The 22,108-nt window shown below is 42.7% G+C and carries 12 protein-coding genes; all 12 read left to right on the top strand.

Going from position 1 to position 22,108, the window contains the following annotated elements; all coding sequences use genetic code 11:
- Nucleotides 1–113 precede the first annotated feature (113 nt).
- The 12 genes from BLU33_RS17155 (at nt 114) to BLU33_RS17100 (ending at nt 21,938) form a co-directional block, all read left to right on the top strand.
- A complete protein-coding gene (locus BLU33_RS17155) occupies nt 114–3,281 on the top strand; it encodes a SusC/RagA family TonB-linked outer membrane protein (RefSeq protein ID WP_232009321.1) in 3,168 nt (1,055 codons plus the stop codon).
- Between the two features lie 31 nt (nt 3,282–3,312).
- Nucleotides 3,313–4,926, top strand: coding sequence for a RagB/SusD family nutrient uptake outer membrane protein (locus tag BLU33_RS17150; RefSeq protein ID WP_091380753.1), 1,614 nt, complete (start codon nt 3,313–3,315; stop codon nt 4,924–4,926).
- A gap of 27 nt (nt 4,927–4,953) precedes the next feature.
- The gene (locus BLU33_RS17145; RefSeq protein ID WP_157682204.1) at nt 4,954–6,471 is read left to right on the top strand and encodes a glycan-binding surface protein; all 1,518 of its coding nucleotides are present in this window, start codon (nt 4,954–4,956) and stop codon (nt 6,469–6,471) included.
- A gap of 209 nt (nt 6,472–6,680) precedes the next feature.
- Nucleotides 6,681–8,153, top strand: coding sequence for a cellulase family glycosylhydrolase (locus BLU33_RS17140; protein ID WP_091375733.1), 1,473 nt, complete (start codon nt 6,681–6,683; stop codon nt 8,151–8,153).
- 121 nt (nt 8,154–8,274) lie between these two features.
- Nucleotides 8,275–10,092, top strand: a complete 1,818-nt coding sequence (locus BLU33_RS17135) for a family 43 glycosylhydrolase (protein WP_172829261.1) — start codon at nt 8,275–8,277, stop codon at nt 10,090–10,092.
- 266 nt (nt 10,093–10,358) lie between these two features.
- A complete protein-coding gene (locus BLU33_RS17130) occupies nt 10,359–10,583 on the top strand; it encodes a hypothetical protein (protein WP_091375730.1) in 225 nt (74 codons plus the stop codon).
- A 279-nt stretch (nt 10,584–10,862) separates the two neighbouring features.
- Nucleotides 10,863–11,399 (top strand): helix-turn-helix domain-containing protein, encoded by a 537-nt coding sequence (locus BLU33_RS17125; protein WP_157682202.1) that lies wholly within the window; start codon nt 10,863–10,865, stop codon nt 11,397–11,399.
- Nucleotides 11,400–11,406: 7 nt separating this feature from the next.
- Complete coding sequence (locus BLU33_RS17120) at nt 11,407–13,569, top strand: glycoside hydrolase family 3 C-terminal domain-containing protein (protein ID WP_091375724.1); 2,163 nt, start codon at nt 11,407–11,409, stop codon at nt 13,567–13,569.
- Between the two features lie 149 nt (nt 13,570–13,718).
- Complete coding sequence (locus tag BLU33_RS17115) at nt 13,719–15,305, top strand: GH39 family glycosyl hydrolase (protein ID WP_091375721.1); 1,587 nt, start codon at nt 13,719–13,721, stop codon at nt 15,303–15,305.
- Between the two features lie 3 nt (nt 15,306–15,308).
- Nucleotides 15,309–17,294, top strand: a complete 1,986-nt coding sequence (locus BLU33_RS17110) for a sialate O-acetylesterase (RefSeq protein ID WP_232009320.1) — start codon at nt 15,309–15,311, stop codon at nt 17,292–17,294.
- Between the two features lie 149 nt (nt 17,295–17,443).
- On the top strand, nt 17,444–19,561 hold the full coding sequence (locus tag BLU33_RS17105) for an alpha-L-arabinofuranosidase C-terminal domain-containing protein (protein ID WP_091375719.1): 2,118 nt from the start codon (nt 17,444–17,446) through the stop codon (nt 19,559–19,561).
- Between the two features lie 277 nt (nt 19,562–19,838).
- On the top strand, nt 19,839–21,938 hold the full coding sequence (locus BLU33_RS17100) for an NPCBM/NEW2 domain-containing protein (RefSeq protein WP_232009319.1): 2,100 nt from the start codon (nt 19,839–19,841) through the stop codon (nt 21,936–21,938).
- Nucleotides 21,939–22,108: the final 170 nt, after the last annotated feature.

Below are 22,108 nucleotides of genomic sequence, written 5' to 3'. Positions count from 1 at the left end.
AAATTATGAAGAAAAAAATGAGATCAAAAACCTAACAAACACCAAACCAATTAACCTAATTATTAAAAAACTTAAAAATCCTTTATCAAATGGATAAAAATTTACAAAAGAGAATGAAACGTCATATTTCATTATTTATAGCAAGCATGTTGTTATGTCTTTCAGGATATGCGCAAACAGTCGCTATCACCGGAAAGGTAACAAGCTCCGACAATTCAGAACCGATTCCTGGAGCAAACATTAAAATTAAGGGTTCAGGAACCGGAGTTGCATCCGCTCTTGATGGTACTTATAAAATAATGGCAAAGCCGGGAGATATACTCGAATTTAGCTTTTTGGGTTATGAACATCAGATTATAACGATTAAACAAGCCGGTACAATTAATGTTAGGCTAAATCCTACATCCAGCGACTTAAACGAAGTGGTTGTTGTTGGATACGGTAAAAGAGCAAGAAAGGATCTTACAGGTTCTATCAGCTCCATAAAAGGGGACGACCTTCGCCAAACACAACCAACTACTTTTGACCAGGCACTGCAGGGAAAAGTTCCAGGAGTTATCGTCCAACAGATATCGGGCCAACCCGGAGGCGGCGTATCTATCCAAATAAATGGCGTCTCGTCAATAACTGGCTCTAATTCGCCACTGTACGTAATAGATGGTGTTATTATTCCACCGGTCGGCGATCCCGGAACCGGTTCAAATCCATTAAATACTATCAATCCTGCTGAAATTGAATCAATAGATGTATTGAAAGATGCTTCGGCAACAGCCATATACGGTTCGCAGGCAAACAATGGCGTGGTTGTAATCACCACAAAAAGGGGCAAAGCTGGGGCACCGCATATAACTTATGATTTCTATTCCGGTTTCCAGGAAATATCGAAGCGGCTGCCTGCAATGAATTTGCAGCAGTTTGCTACTTTCATTAATGCACGGGCAGTTGTCTGGGGCTTTGATTCCAGAGCCGATTTTGCTGCTCCCCAATATTTAGGCCTCGGTACCGATTGGCAAAATGCGCTATTCAGGAGAGCTCCCGAAAACAATCACACAATTACTGTAAGTGGTGGCGATGAAAAAACCCAATATTTACTATCAACCTCGTATTTTGACCAGGAGGGGATAGCGCTTGGATCTGATTTTAAAAGATACTCGGTACGATTAAATTTAGATAACCAAACCACCAAATGGTTAAGAATAGGGACCAGCCTTCAATTAGCGCATATTAATGAAAATGTAAATTCAACTTCCAGTAGTGTAATCAATACCGCGTTAAGCATTACCCCTGATGTTCCGGTCACTAACTCTGACGGCTCCTATGGCGGTGTTACCGATCCCAGCGGGGTGGTACAACCTGTTGCCAACCCGGTGGCATTAGCCCAAATTGTCAAAGACTTAAAAACGAGGAATCAAGTATTCGGCAATGTGTATGCCGAAATCAAATTTACCAAAGATCTGTCGCTGCGAAATGAACTATCCGGTAACTTCGATTTTACTACGGAAGATCAGTTTTCGCCAAGTTATACTTTTGGTAAAAGCACTCCCAGCCCTAGCTTCGTTTCCGCTGCCGCTGCCCAAAATTTTTATACTGTAATACGCAATTTTCTAACTTATAACCATAATTTCAATAAACTTCATATCGATGCTTTAGCAGGGCATGAATCGCAGGAGAACACTTTTCAAAATGTTAGTGGTACTCGAAGAAATTCTCCCTCAAACGATGTGCAAGGGCTTAATTCGGGGGATGCTACCACGGCCACAAACTCCGGCGATAATTCGCAATCTAACCCTACCGGCGGCTCTGCACTGGAATCCTGGTTCGGCCGTGTCAATGTTTCCTGGGATGACAGATACACGCTAACCGGCAATATACGGAGAGATGGTTCTTCAAATTTCCCAAGCTACAATCATTGGGTTACTACCTATTCTGGCGGTTTTGCCTGGAAAATTAATCATGAGGATTTTTTGAAAAGTGTGAAAGGTATAGATGAATTAAATTTAAGGCTTGGTTATGGGTTAACCAACAATCAGGCTATACCGGGCAATACCTTTGTAACGCAACTTGCAACGGTTTCAAGTAGCTTATCCGGTACAGCACAGTTTCAAAACAATTTGCCAAATCCGGATGTGAAGTGGGAATCAACAAATGATTACAACGCGGGGATTGACGCATCGTTTTTGAATGGGCGCTTAGGTTTTACAGTTGATGTTTATGATCGCGAAACACATGGCCTTTTATTACAGGTGCCGCTTCCTGAATACAGTGGTACTGTAGCGGGTTATGGGCCGGGGTCCATGCAAGCGCCTTATGCCAATGTCGGCTCGTTAAGCAACAAAGGGTTCGACTTCCAAATTAACTCAACCAATATTAAATCCCAAAATTTTAGTTGGAAAACCAGCCTTACCCTATCGCGAAACATTAACAAAGTGACCAGTTTAGGTGCCGGTGGCGACGATGCTAACTTAAGCGAGAAATCTTATGTAATTAACGATATAATCGAAAAAACAGTGGTGGGCCAGCCCATTGGCGAGTTTTATGGTTATGTATTTGATGGGATTTTTTCAAAGCCAAGTGATTTTAAGACACATGCCCTCCCTGCTGACCCAAACGGCAATCCTTATCCGGTTTCTCAGGCAGGCGGCGGTATCTGGTACGGCGACCGTATGTTTAAAGACTTGAATGGTGACGGTATTATCGACTCAAGGGACGAAACTGCTTTGGGGTCGCCGATTCCAAAATTTCAGTATGGTATCAATAATACATTTAACTACAAAAATTTTGATTTGAATATTTTCTTTAGCGGCAGCTATGGCAACAAGGTATTCAATCAAGTGGCTGTACCGGAAAACGATCCGCAAAATCATGCCGCTTTTTTTACATCGGTATTAAACTATGCGAAATTAGCTTTGGTAAATCCCAACGGCTCTGCATCCGATGTTAACAACGTATATGTTACCAACCCGAATACAACGATTGTAGGCTTGAGAAATGACAATACCAACGATAACAACCGGCCTAATAGTTTAATGATCGAGGATGGTTCATTCCTGCGGTGCAAAAACATCACCTTAGGGTACACGTTTTCACCGAAACTTTTATCAAAAATATCCGTGAATTCGGTTAGGGTATTTGCAACAGTAACCAACGTCTTTGTAATCACAAAATATAAGGGCATGGACCCTGAGATTGGTTCGTGGAACCCGCTTCAGTCAGGGTGGGACCAGGGTTATTATCCGCAGCCAAAAGTATTTACTATGGGTGCAAACATAGCCTTGAAATAATAAAACGATTATCGATTTAAAATATATGTTTATGAAATCAATTCACAAAATTATTATCATCCTGCTATCTGCAGCAGCAATTACCGGATGTAAAAAGAGTTTCCTTGACCGTCCATCCAACTCGCAGATAAGTTCTAATAATTTTTACAAATCCACGTCCGATTTACGGCTGGCTACGGCAAGTCTGTACGGCGGTTCGGAGTGGTGGCAATTTAATAATGAGGCCTGGTTGCAAATTGGCGATGTATTGAGCGGCACTGGTAGTTTTCAGTATAATCCCGATTTGGTACAACTTTTTACACGCACTATTACAGCGCAAAATGGTATTGTAACCAATGGTTGGGTGGGCTTGTACAATGTTATCGGGCAATGTAATGGCGTTATTAATGCCATACAGCAAACAGCATCTTCGTCCATTTCGGCAAAAGACAAAAATGCGGCCATAGGTGAGGCAAAATTTATTCGTGCCGTAGCTTATTATCATTTGGCGGTGTATTGGGGTGCCGTACCAATTATTGAGGACAACAGCAAACTGATAAAAAATCCGCTGCTTAACCGCAATATTGTTTCGGATGTCTATAAATTCGTTGCCAATGACCTGACTTATGCAGCAAATAATCTTCCAAAAACGGATGACAAAGGCCGGGTAACTACCTGGTCGGCTCAGGGAATGCTGGGCAAGGTGTATTTAACAATGGCAGGTTTAGGCCAAAGTGGCGGGCAACGCGACCAGAAATTGCTTGACAGTGCCATAAAGTATGCGGGCAACGTGTGCAAAAATAGCGGGTTACAGCTTTTTGAGCAGAATGATCCGAACCATCAAGGTTATTATGATCTTTTCAGGCCGGTTAACAATGATAGCCCTGAATCATTATTTTCTCTCCAATGGGTTGGGGGTGTGGGTTATGGAAATGGCAACGACCTACAACTTTATTTTTCGCCAACCCCCGCCATTCTTCCTGAAAAGGAAGGTGGATGGGAACCTCTGGCGCCAACCTACGATCTATACCAGATGTATTCTGCTAAGGATACAGTACGGCGCAAAGCTACTATTATGCTGAACGGAGATCTTTATCCGGAATTAGATCAAGCAGATGGTGGTTATAAGGCAACCGCTACGGGCCTGAAGAAACACATTATTGGCAACGAAAAAGATAACAATGCGCCAACAATGGATCCTTGGTCATCAATTGAACACACCATGATTCTTAGGTTGGCCGATGTTTACCTGGTGTATGCCGAGGCGATTCTTGGAAATAATACCACTACGGCCGATGGAGATGCTATTAAATATTTTAACCTGGTGCGGTCTAGGGCGGGCGTTGATCCTGTTCTTACGCTGAGCGCTACAACACTGCGTACGGAAAGAAGAGTTGAACTCGCTTTTGAAGGACAATACTGGATAGACCTGGTTAGGTATTCTTATTATGATCCGGCTAACGCTGTGAAGTTCCTTAATGATCAGGATGTCAATCATGGCCGTATTTCGTTTACTTATGATCCCACAACGAAAACAGCTACGAGGGACACTACTGCCACCCCACTTACGCTTCCGGCAACCATAAGTTCATTTACGCTGCCAATTCCGTCATCTGAGGTGACCACTGACCCTAAATTGGCACAGCCACCAGTACCCTACTATTAATTTTAACAAATTAAAAATATTATAATTATGAAAAATAATTTAGACATCCGCTTGTATTTTTTGCCACTATTCTTCGCGATGATGGCTTTACTACCAGCTTGTAAGAAGAGTAGCAACAGCGGCGCAGCTCCTATTGTTACAAGCATAAGAATGTATCATCCGTCACCTAAGGATACTCTTTTGAGTACTGGTAATCCTAAAACTGATCCTACCTGGGCCGGAGGAACAGGACAATATGTGGTTATAATTGGCCAGAACCTGCAAAATGCGACGGAAATTGATTTTGATGGCGTTCCCACCCAATTTAACGCTGCTTTATTTGCGCCGAACAGCGCGGTGGTACAAATACCGAATATAGTGTATTCAACAATTGATACCACTAAGCTATACACCTTACACTATAAAACACCGGCGGGTTCCACCACGTTTTCCTTTAAACTGGGTCCGCCAGCACCTATTATTATGTCCATTTCCGACGTTTTCGCTAACCCGGGCGATTCGGTTTATCTGTACGGTGCCAATTTAGTATTGGTTCAACAGTTTACATATGGCGGAACCAAAATTCCAAAGTTTAACTCAAGTACCGATGGTACCTCTCTTGGCTTTTTGATGCCGGCAACAACATCCAACAAACTGATCATGGTAACTACTAAATCTGGTACTGCCCTGGATACCATAAATGCGAAGCCGATCATTGCCGGCATTTCCAACTGTAATGCCAACCAGGGTGATTCGATTTATGTTTATGGTAGTTACCTTAAGACTATTCAGTCATTTTCTTTTGGCGGTGCTACTATTACAAATTTCACATCAAGCCCAACTGGCAGTTATGTTTCGTTTGTTGCTCCAGCTTCGAGCAGCTACTCTAGTGGACCAGTGACCATTGTTACCAGTTATGGAACGGCTTCTACTGTTTATAATGTAAATACTCAAAATGGCGTTACTAACGGTCTTTTAGCAAATTTTGAGTGGGGTAATTATTTTGGTTATTCCTGGTATGGAGATATTTCAATGGCTTTTTCCCCTGTGGCCGATTTTAATGGTCCGTTGGGAACAGATAATACTATGTATATATATTTTAATTCTCCTGTTTTAGCTGCCGGTGCTAGTAAGTACGCGCCATTGGGTAATGACAATGCAACTTCTAATCCTGCTAATTTCTGGATGCCTGTGGCAAATCTTACAGATCCTCCTTCAAACTGGGCCATTCAATTTGAAATAAGTGTGGCTAACCCATGGAATGGAGGTACTCTTTATATTGAAACTGCCTTTGCAGGTGACAGTTATGTTGCGCGTTATGAGCCATGGAAAAATACCGTTGCTTTTAAAACAAAAGGTTGGGAAACCGTAACTATTCCTTTAAGTAACTTCAAATCAACAGTTAACCAATTAGGGGATGGTGTATCAATTACTCAAATAAGCCAATTATTAGGGCCTACTGGTGCGAATAGTTATAATATGACCCTTAAAAATTTCGATACTTCGCCAACTACAACTGGTTTTTATGCCGCTATTGACAATATCAGGTGTGTGAAAATCAAATAGCCTATAGCCCCCACAGCGTCAAGGTGCCGTGGGGGCTTTTACTAATCAAAATTACTTTTTAGAAAGAGCAAATTTTTAGAACCAGGAAATAACGTAAAAAGGTCAACGTACAATTGAGCCTCATTATAAATGACAAAAAAAAGGTACCATGCCGATATTTTTTAGTGCGTAGGATGTGTATGCGATTTTTAATTAAACGATAGAACAAAATGAAAAAAAAGTATTTTTTTAAATCCGTAGTATTATTTACTGCGATTATTACCCTTTTCGCATGCAAAAAGGCGAAGAGTCCGGCACCGGAACTCACTGTTAGCGTGTCGACAATGAGTTTTGCGCCTGATGGTGGTACCCAGGACATAACCGTTACCAGCAATGCTGCCTGGAGCGTAAGCAACCCTGCTTCGTCATGGCTGCAATTAAGCGCAACTTCCGGTAACAGCGGTAGTACCGTTATTCATGTCACAGCCACATCGCCAAATGGCACAGGGGCAAGCCAGTCGGCAATTTTTGAAATAAGTGCGTCAAACGGGCAGGCAAGAAGGGTAACGGTTACCCAGGCCCCCACCATATACCCAGGTTATAATACATCGCCCATAGCGCCGGACATGACCGGAGTGACCAGTAATGCCGTGCAACTGGCGGCAAAAATGGGAACGGGAATGGGCATGAATTTTGGCAACACCATGGACTCCCCGAACGACGGTGATTGGGTGTCTGGTAAAATTACCGACGCGCAGGTAAAATTTGTAAAAAAAATAGGTTTCAGTGCGGTACGGATTCCCATGAATTGGGTTTGGACCCATTTAAGCGATCCGAAAAAGGCAACAATTGACCCTGTATGGCTTGCGCGGGTGAAACAAGTGGTTGGATATTGTGTGGCTAATGATGTGTATGTAATAATAAATGCCCACGCGGATCTTGGCTGGCTGGAAAATAATGTCAATGCCATAAAGAAAGATTCCGTTAACGCAATGCAAAAGGCGATTTGGGAGCAGATTGCTACAACCCTGCGTGATTTTGATGAGCACCTTTTATTTGCCAGTACGAATGAACCTGCGGTTGATAATGCCGAGCAGATGGCCATACTCAATGGTTACCACGAAACATTCATCAATGCAGTTCGCTCTACCGGAGGCAGGAACAGTTACCGTGTGCTGGTTGTACAGGGGCCTCACGCTGATCCTACTAAAACTGCTACTTTGATGACTACTATGCCTACCGACCCGGTGCCTAACAAGTTGATACTCGAGGTGCATGACTACACGCCTGCTCAATTTACGTTACTAACGGATGGAGATGCAAGCTGGGGCAACATGATTTACTACTGGGGCGCTGGGAATGTTTCTACTATTGAGCCATCGCGCAACGCCCCCCCCGCAGTAAACGAGAGTCAGATCACTACTGAGTTACAAGGGGTAAAACAGGATTTTGTTGACAAAGGTATCCCTGTAATTCTGGGTGAATATGCGGCCCCGAGGAGAAATAATCCCAACGAGCCTATGCCTTTGGATACGGCGGTGAGCAACAGGTCTGTGGATTACTGGAACACTTTTATGACCAAAACGGCTAAAACGGATGGTATGCTGCCATTTTTTTGGGAGACGGGGCAAATGTTAGACAGGGCTAATAATGTGGTAATAGACCAGCGTATGTATAATTCCCTTGTGGCTGGATATAAGTAAAAATTAATGTTGGATTAAAGCTTTTTATGAAATAGCGGTACTGTGAACAGATTACACAGTACCGTTTTCTTAACGTATATGATCGGTATTGATTGTGAAAAGATAAATTGAACTAACAAAAATGAACAATATAATAAATAGGAGAAAGAGTTATGGGATATTTTTAGGCTTACTATTCTTGTTTCCATCGCTTTCTTTTTCCTGTAAGAAGAAACAGGTTGCGCCTCAATCTCAATCCCAATTCACTGTTTCTTCCGCGCAGGTTGTTTTTGAGTCAGAAGGAAGTAGTTCTAATGTTTCCATCACCGCAAATGGTAATTGGACAGCGTCATCCAATAGCTCATCTATATGGTTCACGATAAGTCAGGCATCGGGAGGCTCGGGAAATGTTACGCTTAAATTAACCGCGAACGCTAACAACACAGGGGCTGGCCGCGAGGCGATAGTGACTATCAACGCTTCGAATGGTGATACCAGGCAAATTCAAGTTTCACAGCCAGACAATCAAAATCTGTTAGCAAAATTCGCAATGGTTTCGCCGAAACTTCTCACCAATAATGGGAATCCTTTATTAGATTTTATGTTTACGGCCGACCCAACAGCTATAGAATACAATGGAAGAGTTTATGTGTACACCACGAATGATCAACAACAGTATGACACGGTAGGACCGGGTGGGAAAAATACTTACGCGTATATCCGCACACTGGTCATGATGTCTTCCGCTGATATGGTCAACTGGACCTATCATGGCCTCATAAATACAGCAGTACTGGCGCCATGGACTGCTTCGTCCTGGGCACCTTCTATTGAATCCAGAATGGAAGCAGATGGTAAAACGCATTTCTATATGTATTATTCCAATAACGGCTTGGGCTCGGCCATGCTTACTTCCACCTCTCCCGTTGGCCCCTGGAAAGACCCATTAGGGAAGAACATAGTCGACCGCTCTGTGCCCGGTGTGGATGTCGGTGCTCCATTCGATCCCGGAGTTTTGATTGACAACCAGGGTACAGGCTGGCTGGTTTTTGGAGGCGGAACGCCTAAAACAAAATATATGCCAGATAATGCCAGAATCGTCAAATTAGGAGCAGATATGATCAGTTTGGCCGGCAATGTTTCTAAGATACCCGCTCCTTATATGAATGAGGCCAGCGACCTTAACTTTATCAATGGAACCTGGGTTTATAACTATTGTACGAATTGGGATCCACGCAATGTATGGCCTTATAGCAATATTCCTAAACCAACCGCATGCAACATATCTTATATGACGAGTAAAACACCCTTAGATTCGGGTAGTTGGAAGTATGGCGATAATTACTTTAGGAATCCTGGCGACAACGTGGGTGACAAAATAGGTCCTTTGACAAACAATCACTCTCATTTGTTCACGTTTCAAGGGAAATGGTATTTTGCTTACCATGCCATGTATTTACAGAATTATTTTAACACTACGGGTGGTTTTCGGAATGTTGGTATCGAAGAAGCACCGATGGATACAACTAATGGCGTGAACATCCCCATGATCAACGCAACTTTTAAAGGTCCGTCACAAACTAAGCTATTAAATCCGTTCGTTCTGCAGCAAGCAGAAACCACGGCAGGCACTTCGGGGCACGTCAAGTTCGATACTGCTGGTATTGTGGGTAATATGGTTGCCATAGGACAAATAGATAAACAAGTTCTCATGGTCCGGGGAGCCGATTTTAGCAAACAGATTCCTTCCAAATTCGAAGCCAGGGTGAAAGGAACAGGTCAAATCGATGTTTATGTAAATAATCTTAAAGGCCCGGCCCTTGTTTCCCTTAAATGTGATACGAAGGACTGGACTACGCTCTCAACGCAAATAACACAGAAGATACCTAATGGAGTAGGGAATATCTATTTTGTATTTTATGGAGACGGTTTTTTGTTTGATGATTGGCAATTCGAGTAATTCCGGTTGCTGGTTTATTGATGCTATTTATAAGTAGATGTGCGATTCAAACGGGCTGTTACTGCCGATTCGGCGAAACCGTTAAGCCTTTCTTTTGAGAGCAGGAGGCAAATAAACGTTGATTCAGCAAGCCGCGAATTATTTAAGACAATGACACTAAAACTGCCGGTATCATGAATAAGCGTTTATTCATGATACCGGCATAATTCCGCAAGTTCAAACTAATTTATACGATTAACTCTAAAGGGTATTAAAAAAAAGGGATTATGGAAGATCAAATTATTTCAAAAGCACAAGAATTAGATGAAAGTGAAATTAAAGCTTTGATAGAGAATTTTGAGACGATCGGTATTTTGCTGAAGGAGCACCCTGCTTACTTCAGTAACCCTATCATATCGCCTGAATCGAAAAAAATATTTAACGAGGGTTTGGTCCTTATTAAGAACTTCACAAAAAAATGTTTAGAGCATTATGGGCTGACGTACCTTTGAAATGAGATTTTCAACAATAGGTTTCATCATATCCAAGATGATAAATAAAACATTGGCTCCAATTATTTCAAGGCCAACAACACACGGAAGTTCGAGCAATATGATATAAAGTATATTTTTCCGTGCTACCTGCAAATTCCGGACATCCTTTGAAAGAGGGTTTCAAGAAAGTTATATATGATAGAAAAACTGACAAGTGGGAACTATTTGAAATTCAATTGGATGATTTGATTTTTAATAATATTATAAGCCATTAATTAATAGATGTTGTATAAAGCAGTGAAAAAGAGAAGGGCCTTTAGAATACCCGACAAGCTTCAGAAAAAATATAAACGGGTTTCTGAGGGGCAGATAAGGGTGCACTTTGAAGAGGCATATCTACAAACAGGGAATGAGAAATTCTTGGGTGAATTAATTGAGTATATCAAGCAGAACATATCAAACCCCAATCTTTCTGTTGAAACAACCAGTCGTGAGATGAAAATGTGCCGGGTATCGTTGTATAAGAAACTTAAAATGCTTACCGGTAAATCGCCTGTGGAGTTTATACAGACAATCCGCCTGCAGAAAGCTGCCCATTTACTCGAAAATACAGAAATGAAGATTAACCAGGTAGCCAGTGAAGTTGGGTTTGAAGCACCTCAATATTTCGCAAAGCTTTTTAAAAGAGAATACGATATCCTCCCCTCTGCTTACGTTCTTTTTATCCGCAAGGCTAAAACCCAGGTAATATTAAGTACTATGGGCTGGCCTGCGCCTAAAATAGCAGGGTTTAGCAAAAAGAATATGAACAATAAATTACAAACTAAATTTTAAATAATCAATGCGTATAAAATATATTATAGTACTAGGTGCTGCCCTGTTTTTGTTTGGAAACGCTTCGGCACAAAATAAAAACGAAGCTGCGCGACAGGCTAAGATCACTAGCATCTTAAAGAAGATGACACTGGAAGAAAAAATAGAGATGCTGCACGGTAATGCCCTATTTTCCTCAGCAGGTGTGCCGCGTTTGGGTATCCCCGAACTAACCTGCGATGACGGCCCATTAGGTGTGCGGGAAGAAATAAAACGCTTCGACTGGGCTTCAGCAAACTGGACAACTGATTCCGCCACGTTTTTACCCAACGGCTCGGCCATAGCAGCCACATGGAACCCTGCAATGGCAAATAAATACGGGGTAGTTATGGGCGAGGAAGCCAACGCTATGAAAAAGAACATCATGCTTGCACCCGCATTCAATATTTGCCGGATGCCGCTTTGCGGTCGCACCTACGAGTACTATTCTGAAGATCCATATTTAAACGGTCAATTGGCTATTCAATCAGTAAAAGGGATTCAAAGTCAGCATGTAGCAGCCTGTATAAAACACTTTGCTGCCAATAACCAGGAACTCAACCGCGATAGCGTAAACACGATAGTTGATGAGCGTACTTTGCGCGAAATATATTTCCCCGCCTTTAAAGCGGCGGTACAGCAAGGTAATGCTTATACGGTAATGTCGGCTTACAATAAAGTGAACAGTTACTGGTGTTCGGAGAATGACTTTTTACTAAATAAAGTGTTAAAAAAAGGCTGGGGCTTTAAGGGAGTGGTCATGTCCGACTGGAGCGGTGTACACCATACCGTTGCGGCCGCTAATAATGGCCTGGATATAGAAATGGGCTCAAGCGGGCCGTATGATCAGTGGTATTTTGCTAAGCCACTACTTGCGGCAGTAAAATCAGGCCAGGTTTCAGTAAAAACAATAGATGATAAAGTGAGGAGGATCTTATGGTTGATTTATCATACATCCATGAGTGCAAATCACCCAAAAGGGTCTATTGCCACACTAGCGCATGCCAAAGCCGCATATGATATTGCAACAGAATCTATAGTCCTGTTAAAAAATGATGCTCATTTATTACCATTAAAGGCAAGCAACATTAAAAGTATTGCCGTTATCGGTGATAATGCCACCCGTACGTTTGCATTAGGCGGGTACGGAGCAGGCGTAAAAGCGCAACACGAGATAACAGCTTTGGAGGGTATAAAATCACGGTTCGGCAAAACGGCGAGCATCAGTTTCGCCCAGGGGTACAAGGCGAATTATTTAGCAAACAATACGGATGCGCAGAATGCTGGTTATGATCACCCCGACCAAACTTTGATCGACCAGGCCGTGGCGCTTGCAAAAACAACCGACATCGCCATTTTATGCATCGGTTCTAATCGCGAGTTTGAAAGCGAAGGCCATGACCGCAAAAATTTGGAGCTGCCCTTTGGCGAGCAGGCATTGGTTAACGCGGTTAGTGCAGCTAACCCTAATACGATTATCGTAATAATGGCGGGCGCTCCGTACGATCTGAATGAAATCAAAAAATCAAATCAAACGATTGTTTGGTCGTGGTTTAACGGATCGGAAGCAGGGAATGCACTGGCCGATGTTTTAAAAGGTATAGTGAACCCGTCAGGCCGTTTACCATTTACCTTTCCTGTCTCGTTGGGTGACTCACCGGCGGCTGCCTTAAATACATATCCGGGTAAACACCTGACGGCTGATTATAAAGAAGGCATACTGGTAGGTTATCGCTGGTACGACACTAAAAACATAGAACCGCTGTATTGCTTTGGTTACGGGTTGTCATATACTCATTTTACTTATACTGATTTGGCCATTAACAAGAAAGCGTATAAAAGTGGGGATAAAATAACGGTTTCCTTAAAGATTAAGAACACCGGCGCCGTAGCAGGAAAAGAAGTTGTTCAACTTTATATCAGCAAACTAAACTCTTCAGTTTTGCGCCCTGGCAAAGAACTAAAGGCATTTAAAAAGATTATGATAGCACCGGGTCAAACGGCTCCTGTTTTAATAAACATAGCTATAAACGACCTCGCCTATTTTAACGATAAATTAAAAAATTGGGTGATTGAGCCTGGTCAATACAAGATACTGGCCGCTGCGTCATCGAGAGATATCAGGCAAACAGCAACGTTTAATATTAAGTAGGTTAACCGCGAGTCATAATGCAGGCTTCGGCAATTGTGAAATTTTCCAGTTGACAATCGAGGCACTTACGGCAAATGGCATACCCATACATGCTGAATAGTGTCTAATTATTTACAGGCCTCTGGCAACATAGGGCGCATATTTATAAAATGAAAAAGAAATATTTACTACTTGTTTTGGGAAGTTTATTTTTAAGCATAGCATTAGCACAAAACAAAGATGAAAAAGGCCATACAGGCACCGAAAGAATTATTCAGGTCGATTTTAATAAAGAAATAGGGCCCTTAAATACTTCATTTAAAGAATGCGTAGGTGCCGGGCGTGCAAATGAAGGGTTAAGGGCTGACTGGCAGCAGCAGCTAGCTATTGCGAGGAAAGAATGCGGCTTCAAATATATCCGCATGCACGGGTTGCTCACCGATGATATGGCTGTTTATAGCGAAGACCGTAATGGTAACCCGCAATATAATTACCAGTATGTTGATGCTTTGTATGACTACATTGTTAGTATAGGCATGAAGCCATTCGTAGAGTTAGGCTTCATGCCGGGAGCACTTGCCAGCGGGGGCAAAACAATTTTCTGGTGGAGAGGTAATGTAACACTGCCCAAAGATTATAAAAAATGGGCGGATTTAATTCGTAACCTGACCCAACACTTTACTGAACGGTACGGTGCCAAAGAAGTAAAAACCTGGTATTTTGAAGTTTGGAACGAACCGAACTTGAAAGATGGTTTCTGGACCGGTACGCAGGCGGATTATTTCAAATTATATCAATACAGCGCGCGGGCAATTAAAAGCGTCAACCCTGCTTACAGAGTTGGCGGTCCAGCCACGGCAGGGGCCGCCTGGGTGCCTGAAATGATAGACTTTTGTAAAAATAATTCCGTGCCTATCGATTTTATCAGCACACATGCTTACGGCGTAAAACAGGGATTTCTGGATGAACACGGATCAACGGGTACGGTGCTCGACAAAAACGAATGGAGCGTTAGCGGCGATGTTTTAAATTCACGCAAACAGATTCAAAATTCAGCCATTCCCGGGCTGGAACTACATTATACAGAATGGAGCTCGTCATACACGCCTTCAGACCCTCTTCATGATAGCTATCACGAAGCTGCATACATACTTAAAAAATTAAAACAGGTTGGATCGGCGGCCAATTCAATGTCCTACTGGACATTTACTGATATTTTTGAAGAGGCCGGACCTCGTTTTACCCCTTTTCACGGCGGATTTGGCTTAATGAACATCGAAGGGATCAAAAAACCCGCATTTTTTGCCTATTCCTTTTTAAACAAACTGGGAGGAACTGAATTAGCCAATCGAGACAGTTCTTCCTGGGCCTGTAAAGATAACAGAGGAGATGTTCAGGTTTTGTTGTGGGATTACACCTATACCTTGCCGGATTCTGTAAATAATCAGGCTTATTATATTAAAGACTTGCCAGCCAAAACTAAAGGCAAAGTAAGAGTTAATTTATCGCATATACCGGCAGGAAAATACACGATGGAAATTTATAAAGTAGGATACAGGGTGAATGACGCATATACAAGCTATGTGGATATGGGCAGGCCATCACAGCTAACATTGCAGCAGGTTAAAAAGTTAAAAGAACAAAATGGTTCTCCTATGGCAATACAGCAGATTGAAATAAAACCAAGCGGCGTGTTTTCCAGGGAATTGGATATACGCGAAAACGATGTTATTCTGATAAACCTGATTAAAAATTAACCAATGGATATATTAATGTCAAAATTGAAAATAATATATAAGTTTTTTTTGATGTTTTATATGCTATTGTTGGCCGGCCTGTCAGTTAACGCTCAATCAGGATACGCCCAAATAACTTTGCCAAAAGTGTTTGGCGACAATATGGTTTTGCAAAGAGGCATAGCCATTCCGGTTTGGGGAAAAGCAACTCCGGGTTCCTTGATTGTTGCAATGCTTGGCAAGGAAACTATAAAAGCAAAAACAGATAAGGAAGGCAAATGGATGTTGCATTTTACGAAGTTTAAGGCAGGAGGCCCTTATGACCTCAAGATTTTTGAATCAGGAAAGCCAGAATCCGCCATCAAACTAAAAGGAATTCTTATTGGAGATGTCTGGCTGGCTTCCGGACAATCCAATATGGAATTGCAGGTACAACAAGCGCGGGATGCTCCGAATGAAATTGGCAAAGCAGATTTCCCCCAAATCCGCTTTCTTATTGTAGAACACGATATAAAACTTACTCCTCAATCTGATTTTTTAGCGGGTAAGTGGAAACTATGTGACACAAATAATGTAAAGCAGTTTTCTGCAGTAGCCTATTATTTTGCACGTAAAATACATACAGAACAAAATGTACCCATTGGTATCATTCAAAGTACCTGGGGCGGAACGCCGGTACAAACCTGGACAAGCCGGGAAATGCTGCTTACCTCGACTGCTACCAGGGCAAAAATACTTGCGAATGATACGCTGAGTCAAAATAATGTTGTAAAAGATAGCCTGAATATGGTACATTTTTGGGACATCGTTTATCATCCGCAGGGCAGTTCAGATAAAATTGTTCCATTACCGGAATATGACGACTCTGGTTGGACGGCGGTTGAAATGCCCCACATGGTTAAAGATTTTGGGATTGGAAAATATGAAGGGATGATGTGGTTACGTAAGAAAGTTGTGCTACCACCGTCTTTTGCGGGAAAACAATTAGTACTCAATATTGGCCGCCCCGAAATGAATTACTCACTTTATTTTAATGGTGCTGAAATATGCAAAACTATTTGGAATAGCAATCCAAAACAATTTTATACTATACCTGCCAGCCTGGTTAAGAACGGGGAAAATACCATTTGCATCAGAGTGGCTATGCTGTGGGGCGGTGGCGGATTCAACCCTCCGGCCGAAAATATTTATATTACCGATGACGTTGCTAAGGTTTCTTTGGCAGGAAAATGGTTGTATAAAAAAGATGTTGAACCAGCCTTTCCTCAAATTCGCAATTATCAAAATTATTCCGCATTGCTGTTTAATGGCATGATTAATCCGTTAATTCCTTTTGGGGTCAAAGGGGTTATCTGGTACCAGGGCGAGGCAAATGATACGGAGGCTTACCGTTATAGAGAATTATTTCCCATGCTGATCAACGACTGGCGACAACGCTGGCACCTGGGTAACCTTCCTTTTTTATATGTTCAGTTGGCTAATTTCAAAAAAGTAGATCCGCTTCCTTCTGAAAGCGAATGGGCCGAACTGAGAGAAGCCCAAACATTAACCCTGTCGCAACCCAATACAGGCATGGCGTGCATAATAGATGTCGGGGATGCCAACAGTATTCATCCGTTAAACAAGCAGGAAGTTGGACGCAGGCTGGCGTTGATAGCAGATAAAAAGGTATATAATAAAAATGTTATCGCTTCGGGGCCTATGTATAAAAGCTATGTTATCAAGGGAAAGGACATCTCCATAACTTTTACCGATACCGGTGCGGGACTTGCAACCCGCGATACAGCTTCACTAAAAGGATTTGCAATTGCCGGAGATGATAAAAAGTTTTATTGGGCGTCTGCCCGGATCGAAGGTGACAAGGTAATTGTGAGTTCGGATAAAGTAGCTGTTCCGGTAGCAGTGCGTTACGCCTGGGCGGACAACCCGGTTTGTAACCTCGTTAATAAAGAAGGGCTGCCAGCCGTACCATTCAGAACAGACGAATGGAAGGGGATTACTCAAAAGTGAGTTTGTTTAAAAGCCCAAAATAGCGTTTGATGAAAATAACCAGTCTAATTAATAGCGTAATAAAAATGATTACAGCTAACTCTAAGACCAGTTATGGCGTTGGTCTTGTATAATAAGTGTAAAAAAAACAATTAATAAAATTAACTTTCATGATAAAAAAATTATTACCCATTTCAGGTTTGTGCCTGTTCCTGTTCACTGCAACAAGCTTGAAAGCACAAAACCCTAAGCTTACGCTTGATGTAACTAAACCCGGCGCAAACGTAAGTCCGCAACTGTATGGGTTGATGACCGAAGAGATCAACCATTCGTATGATGGTGGTTTGTATGCCGAGCTGATCAAAAACAGGATATTTAAGGACAACCCAAATACGCCGGAAGCATGGAGTCTGATCAGGGAGGGAGGTGCGAAGGCCACGATTCAATTAGTTGCCGCAAACCCCGGCAATGTACCTACTGATCAGCAGCGCCAGGCAATTAATGGCGCGTTAACTACTTGTTTAAGACTTGTGGTGGATACCGGCGGTGGCCGGGCCGGTATTGCAAATGAAGGTTATTGGGGCATACCTGTTTTGCCTAATACAACTTATAACGCTTCTTTTTATATTAAGGGTACGGACAACAAGCCATTCCCCCCCCACCCCTGGGATCCCAAGCCTACAGTTCCTATTCCGGTAATTGCTGATAACACGGCCGGGCCCATAACCGTAAGCATAGAAAGCAATGACGGTAAAACGGTATATGCCTCGGGCACTGTTAATTTGGTAAAAAGCACCTTTTGGAAAAAATATGAACTTAAATTAACAACAGGCGCTAATGTTAAACCGACATCTGCCGCCCGTTTTGTTATTTCAACAAACCGTACAGGGGTTTATTATTTTAACCTGGTCTCGTTATTTCCGCCAACTTATCACAACCGTCCCAACGGGAACCGGAAAGATATAATGAAGTTATTGGCTGATATGAAGCCGAAGTTTTTGCGTTTCCCCGGCGGTAATTTCCTTGAAGGCCCGAAATTGAACGATGCATTTCCATGGAAGACCACTTTGGGGCCGCTTGAGGGGCGGCCCGGACATACCGGCTCATGGGGCTACCGCCCCACTGACGGAATGGGATTACTTGAATTTTTAGAATGGTGCGAAGACCTTAAAATGGAACCGCTGCTTGCCGTTTATGCCGGCTATTCACTTGATGGTGACCATGTGGACGCGGGGCCGCTTTTAAAACCATATGTAGATGATGCGTTGGATGAAATTGAATATGTTACCGGCGACGTACACACATACTGGGGCGCTAAGCGCGCAGCAGACGGGCACCCGGCGCCTTTTAAACTCAGCTACGTGGAGATTGGTAACGAAGACGGGTTTGATGAGTCTGGTAGTTACGACGGACGTTTTGCCCAGTTTTGTGATGGCATTAAAGCCAAATACCCTAACCTGTACTGTATTGCAAGCATCGGCGGTAAGGATTGGCTTGGAGGAAGGGGTAAATTAGCAATTCGCAAGCCCGAAGTTGTAGATGAACATTACTACCGCGATGCCTGGGGGATGGAAGCGGACGCGGCACATTATGATAACTACGACCGCAATGGATATAAAGTATTTGTAGGTGAATGGGCAACAACGGAAGGCAAGCCCACCACCAATTTGAATGCTGCCCTCGGTGATGCTGCCTGGATGACCGGTATGGAACGTAACTCGGACCTCGTTATCCGCTCATGCTATGCGCCTTTATTTGCAAATGTAAATAATGCTACTCCAACCGCGCCGAAAGCATGGCAATGGGAATCAAACCTGATAGGTTATGATGCATTGACAAGTTTTGGGTCGCCATCATATTATGTGCAGAAGATGTTTAATAGCTATATCGGCGATAAGGTAGTCCCTGTATCCGGCATCAATATTCCTACCCAAACGAGGCCTGCTACCAAGCAGGACAGCGCGGCGAACAACATGCGTCAACCCATACCAGCCATGTTTTATGTAGCTACCCAGGACACCAAAACGGGAAAACTGTTTCTTAAAGTAGTAAATGCAACAGGAAAGCCGCAGCAGGTAGATATCGATTTAAATGGGGCTGGAAAGTTATCTCCGGAGGGCACCCTCGTGGTAATAAAAGGCGATAAACCCGAAGATACGAACACGATCAGCGATCCGGTAAAAATAGTTCCTGTTACCTCCAAAATAAAAGTAGCCGGTGCTAAATTTACAAGAACATTCGATGCCTACTCGGTAAGCATGCTTCAAATAAATACATTAACTAAATAATTAAAACCAGCTACGAATACCAGGACAAAAAAAAACAAATGTGAATATGAGAAATGCGATTTACAGGCTATGGATGACGGCCTTAATTATCACGCTTATAGCGCCGTGTTTAAGCTTAGAAATACTGCTTTTTTCGACAATCTGATTATTAATAAGGTAAATGGGCCTGTACTGTTTAACAACATATCGCCTATTTATAAAAAATAATTTTTCAGGCTTAATAAAATTCCTTGCTGGGTTACTCACAAGAACTTATTTATAAAATCAAAATAAAAAAATGAAAAGAAATTATCTCGTTCTAATTTTCATCAAACACACACACATCGTTTCGATAGTGAATAAAGTAAGTAAAAATATATTTTCTATGGCCTTCGCACTTACTGCAGTTTTTAGCCTAAGCAGCATAAGTACTCTTTCCGCACAAACTGTTTGGTTAGATCAACTGGATCTCAGCACGGCTTCGCAGGGCTGGGGCGTACCTAAAAAAAACAGGTCGGTTGATGGCAACATCATGACCATTGCAGGCAAAACTTTTGAGCGTGGCTTCGGCACACATGCAGAAAGCTCTCTTTTTATTCAGCTCGATGGTAAGGCAAATTCGTTTACCGCGCAGGTTGGCATTGATGATGAGGTGAAAGGGCGTCAGCCTGCCGTAGAGTTTATTTTATACGGCGATAGAGCGAAGCTTTGGTCGAGCGGTGTAATGCATGACGGTGATACTGCCCGGCTATGTAATGTGAAACTTTTGGGTGTGAAAAAACTTGAGCTGCTGGTAACAGACGGAGGAAACGGTAACGGCAGCGATCATGCCGACTGGGCAGATGCAAAATTTGAGACGGCCGGTGTAGCAAGTTTTGCTACTTATTATCCTGTCCCAAGTGAGCCCTATATTCTTACCCCTAAGCCATCGGCAAAACCGAAGATTAATAGCGCAAGCGTTTTCGGTGTCCGCCCGGGTTCGCCGTTTCAGTTCAGGGTACCTGCCACCGGAGACCGACCAATGACCTTTATGGTTACCAGCTTGCCTCAGGGACTAAAGCTGGATCAAAAAACAGGACTTATCACCGGTAAGCTTGTAAAAGCCGGCACTTACGTTATTCAATTGAAGGCAAAGAATGCGAAAGGTATAGCCGAAAAAAATTTACGAGTTATCTGTGGTGATAAAATTGCACTTACCCCGCCAATGGGTTGGAACAGTTGGAATTGTTTCGCTGGAGAGGTTTCTGGTGAGAAAGTTAAGCACGCTGCGGAAGTAATGATGAAAATCGGACTAGTAAATTACGGATGGACTTATGTAAATATTGACGACTACTGGCAAAATAACCGCGATTCGAAAGATCCTTCCCAGCAAGGTAAGTACCGGGACGAAGCTGGTAATATAGTTCCTAATAAAAGGTTTGGAGATATGAAATCCCTGACAGACTATGTACATGGCTTAGGTTTAAAGATCGGCATTTATTCCAGTCCTGGTCCCTGGACCTGTGATGGCGGTGCCGGTAGCTATGGTCATGAGCGGCAAGATGCCGAAAGTTTTGCCAAATGGGGTTTCGATTACCTGAAATACGATTGGTGCAGCTATGGAGGAGTGCTAAATGGAATACCTGATAACGACCCCAACAAAGTAAACTTAATATCTTACAATGGAGGTTATCAATTGTCTACCGCCGTAAAACCATATAAAATAATGGGAGATTATATACGTCAGCAACCCCGCGACATTGTTTTCAGCTTGTGTCAGTACGGAATGTCGGATGTTTGGAAATGGGGCGGTTCGGTAGGTGGAAACACCTGGCGTACAACGAATGATATAACGGACAACTGGTCCAACGTTAAAAGCATAGCATTAGCTCAGGATCAGGCTGCAGCCTGGGCTAAGCCCGGTAACTGGAACGATCCGGACATGCTGGTTGTAGGAACAGTAGGCTGGGGTAGCCCGCATCCCACCATGCTTAAACCAGATGAACAATATCTTCACTTCAGCCTTTGGTGCCTTTTCTCTGCGCCCCTGCTAATTGGTTGCGATATGGAAAAGCTGGATGCCTTTACCCTGAATTTATTGACAAACGATGAAGTGATTGCTGTTGATCAGGATGCTCTTGGCAAACAGGCTACCTGTGTTCAGACTATCGGAGATCTGCGCATTTATGTAAAAGAACTTGAGGATGGCAGTCGTGTAGCAGGCTTTTGCAATTTCGGTCTGGAGAAAGTGGATATCTCTTACAAGGATCTGAAAAAGCTTGGTATTTCAGGAAAGCAAAAGGTGCGTGATCTTTGGCGTCAGAAAGATATTACAACAATCCATGCGGACAAAGAGGCTCTTTCGGTGAAGGTTCCGGTGCATGGAGTGGCCCTGTACAAATTTACGCCGATTAAATAACAGGATAAGATCTCTTAACCTAAGCTCGATTTATAACTAGTTGAGCCTTAAAGAAGATGAGGTTGTTGTAAAGTTAGGATCCCGTTACTTCAAAAAAGTATAAATCAATATGAAACAAAATAATACAAACAAAATTACATGGCATGTTGGCGCAATAGTTACAGTCCTGC

It is taken from the genome of Mucilaginibacter mallensis (assembly GCF_900105165.1).
Lineage (GTDB): Bacteria > Bacteroidota > Bacteroidia > Sphingobacteriales > Sphingobacteriaceae > Mucilaginibacter > Mucilaginibacter mallensis.
The sequence above is the reverse complement of the archived record's forward strand: the minus strand, read 5'-3'. Positions and strand labels throughout refer to the sequence as shown.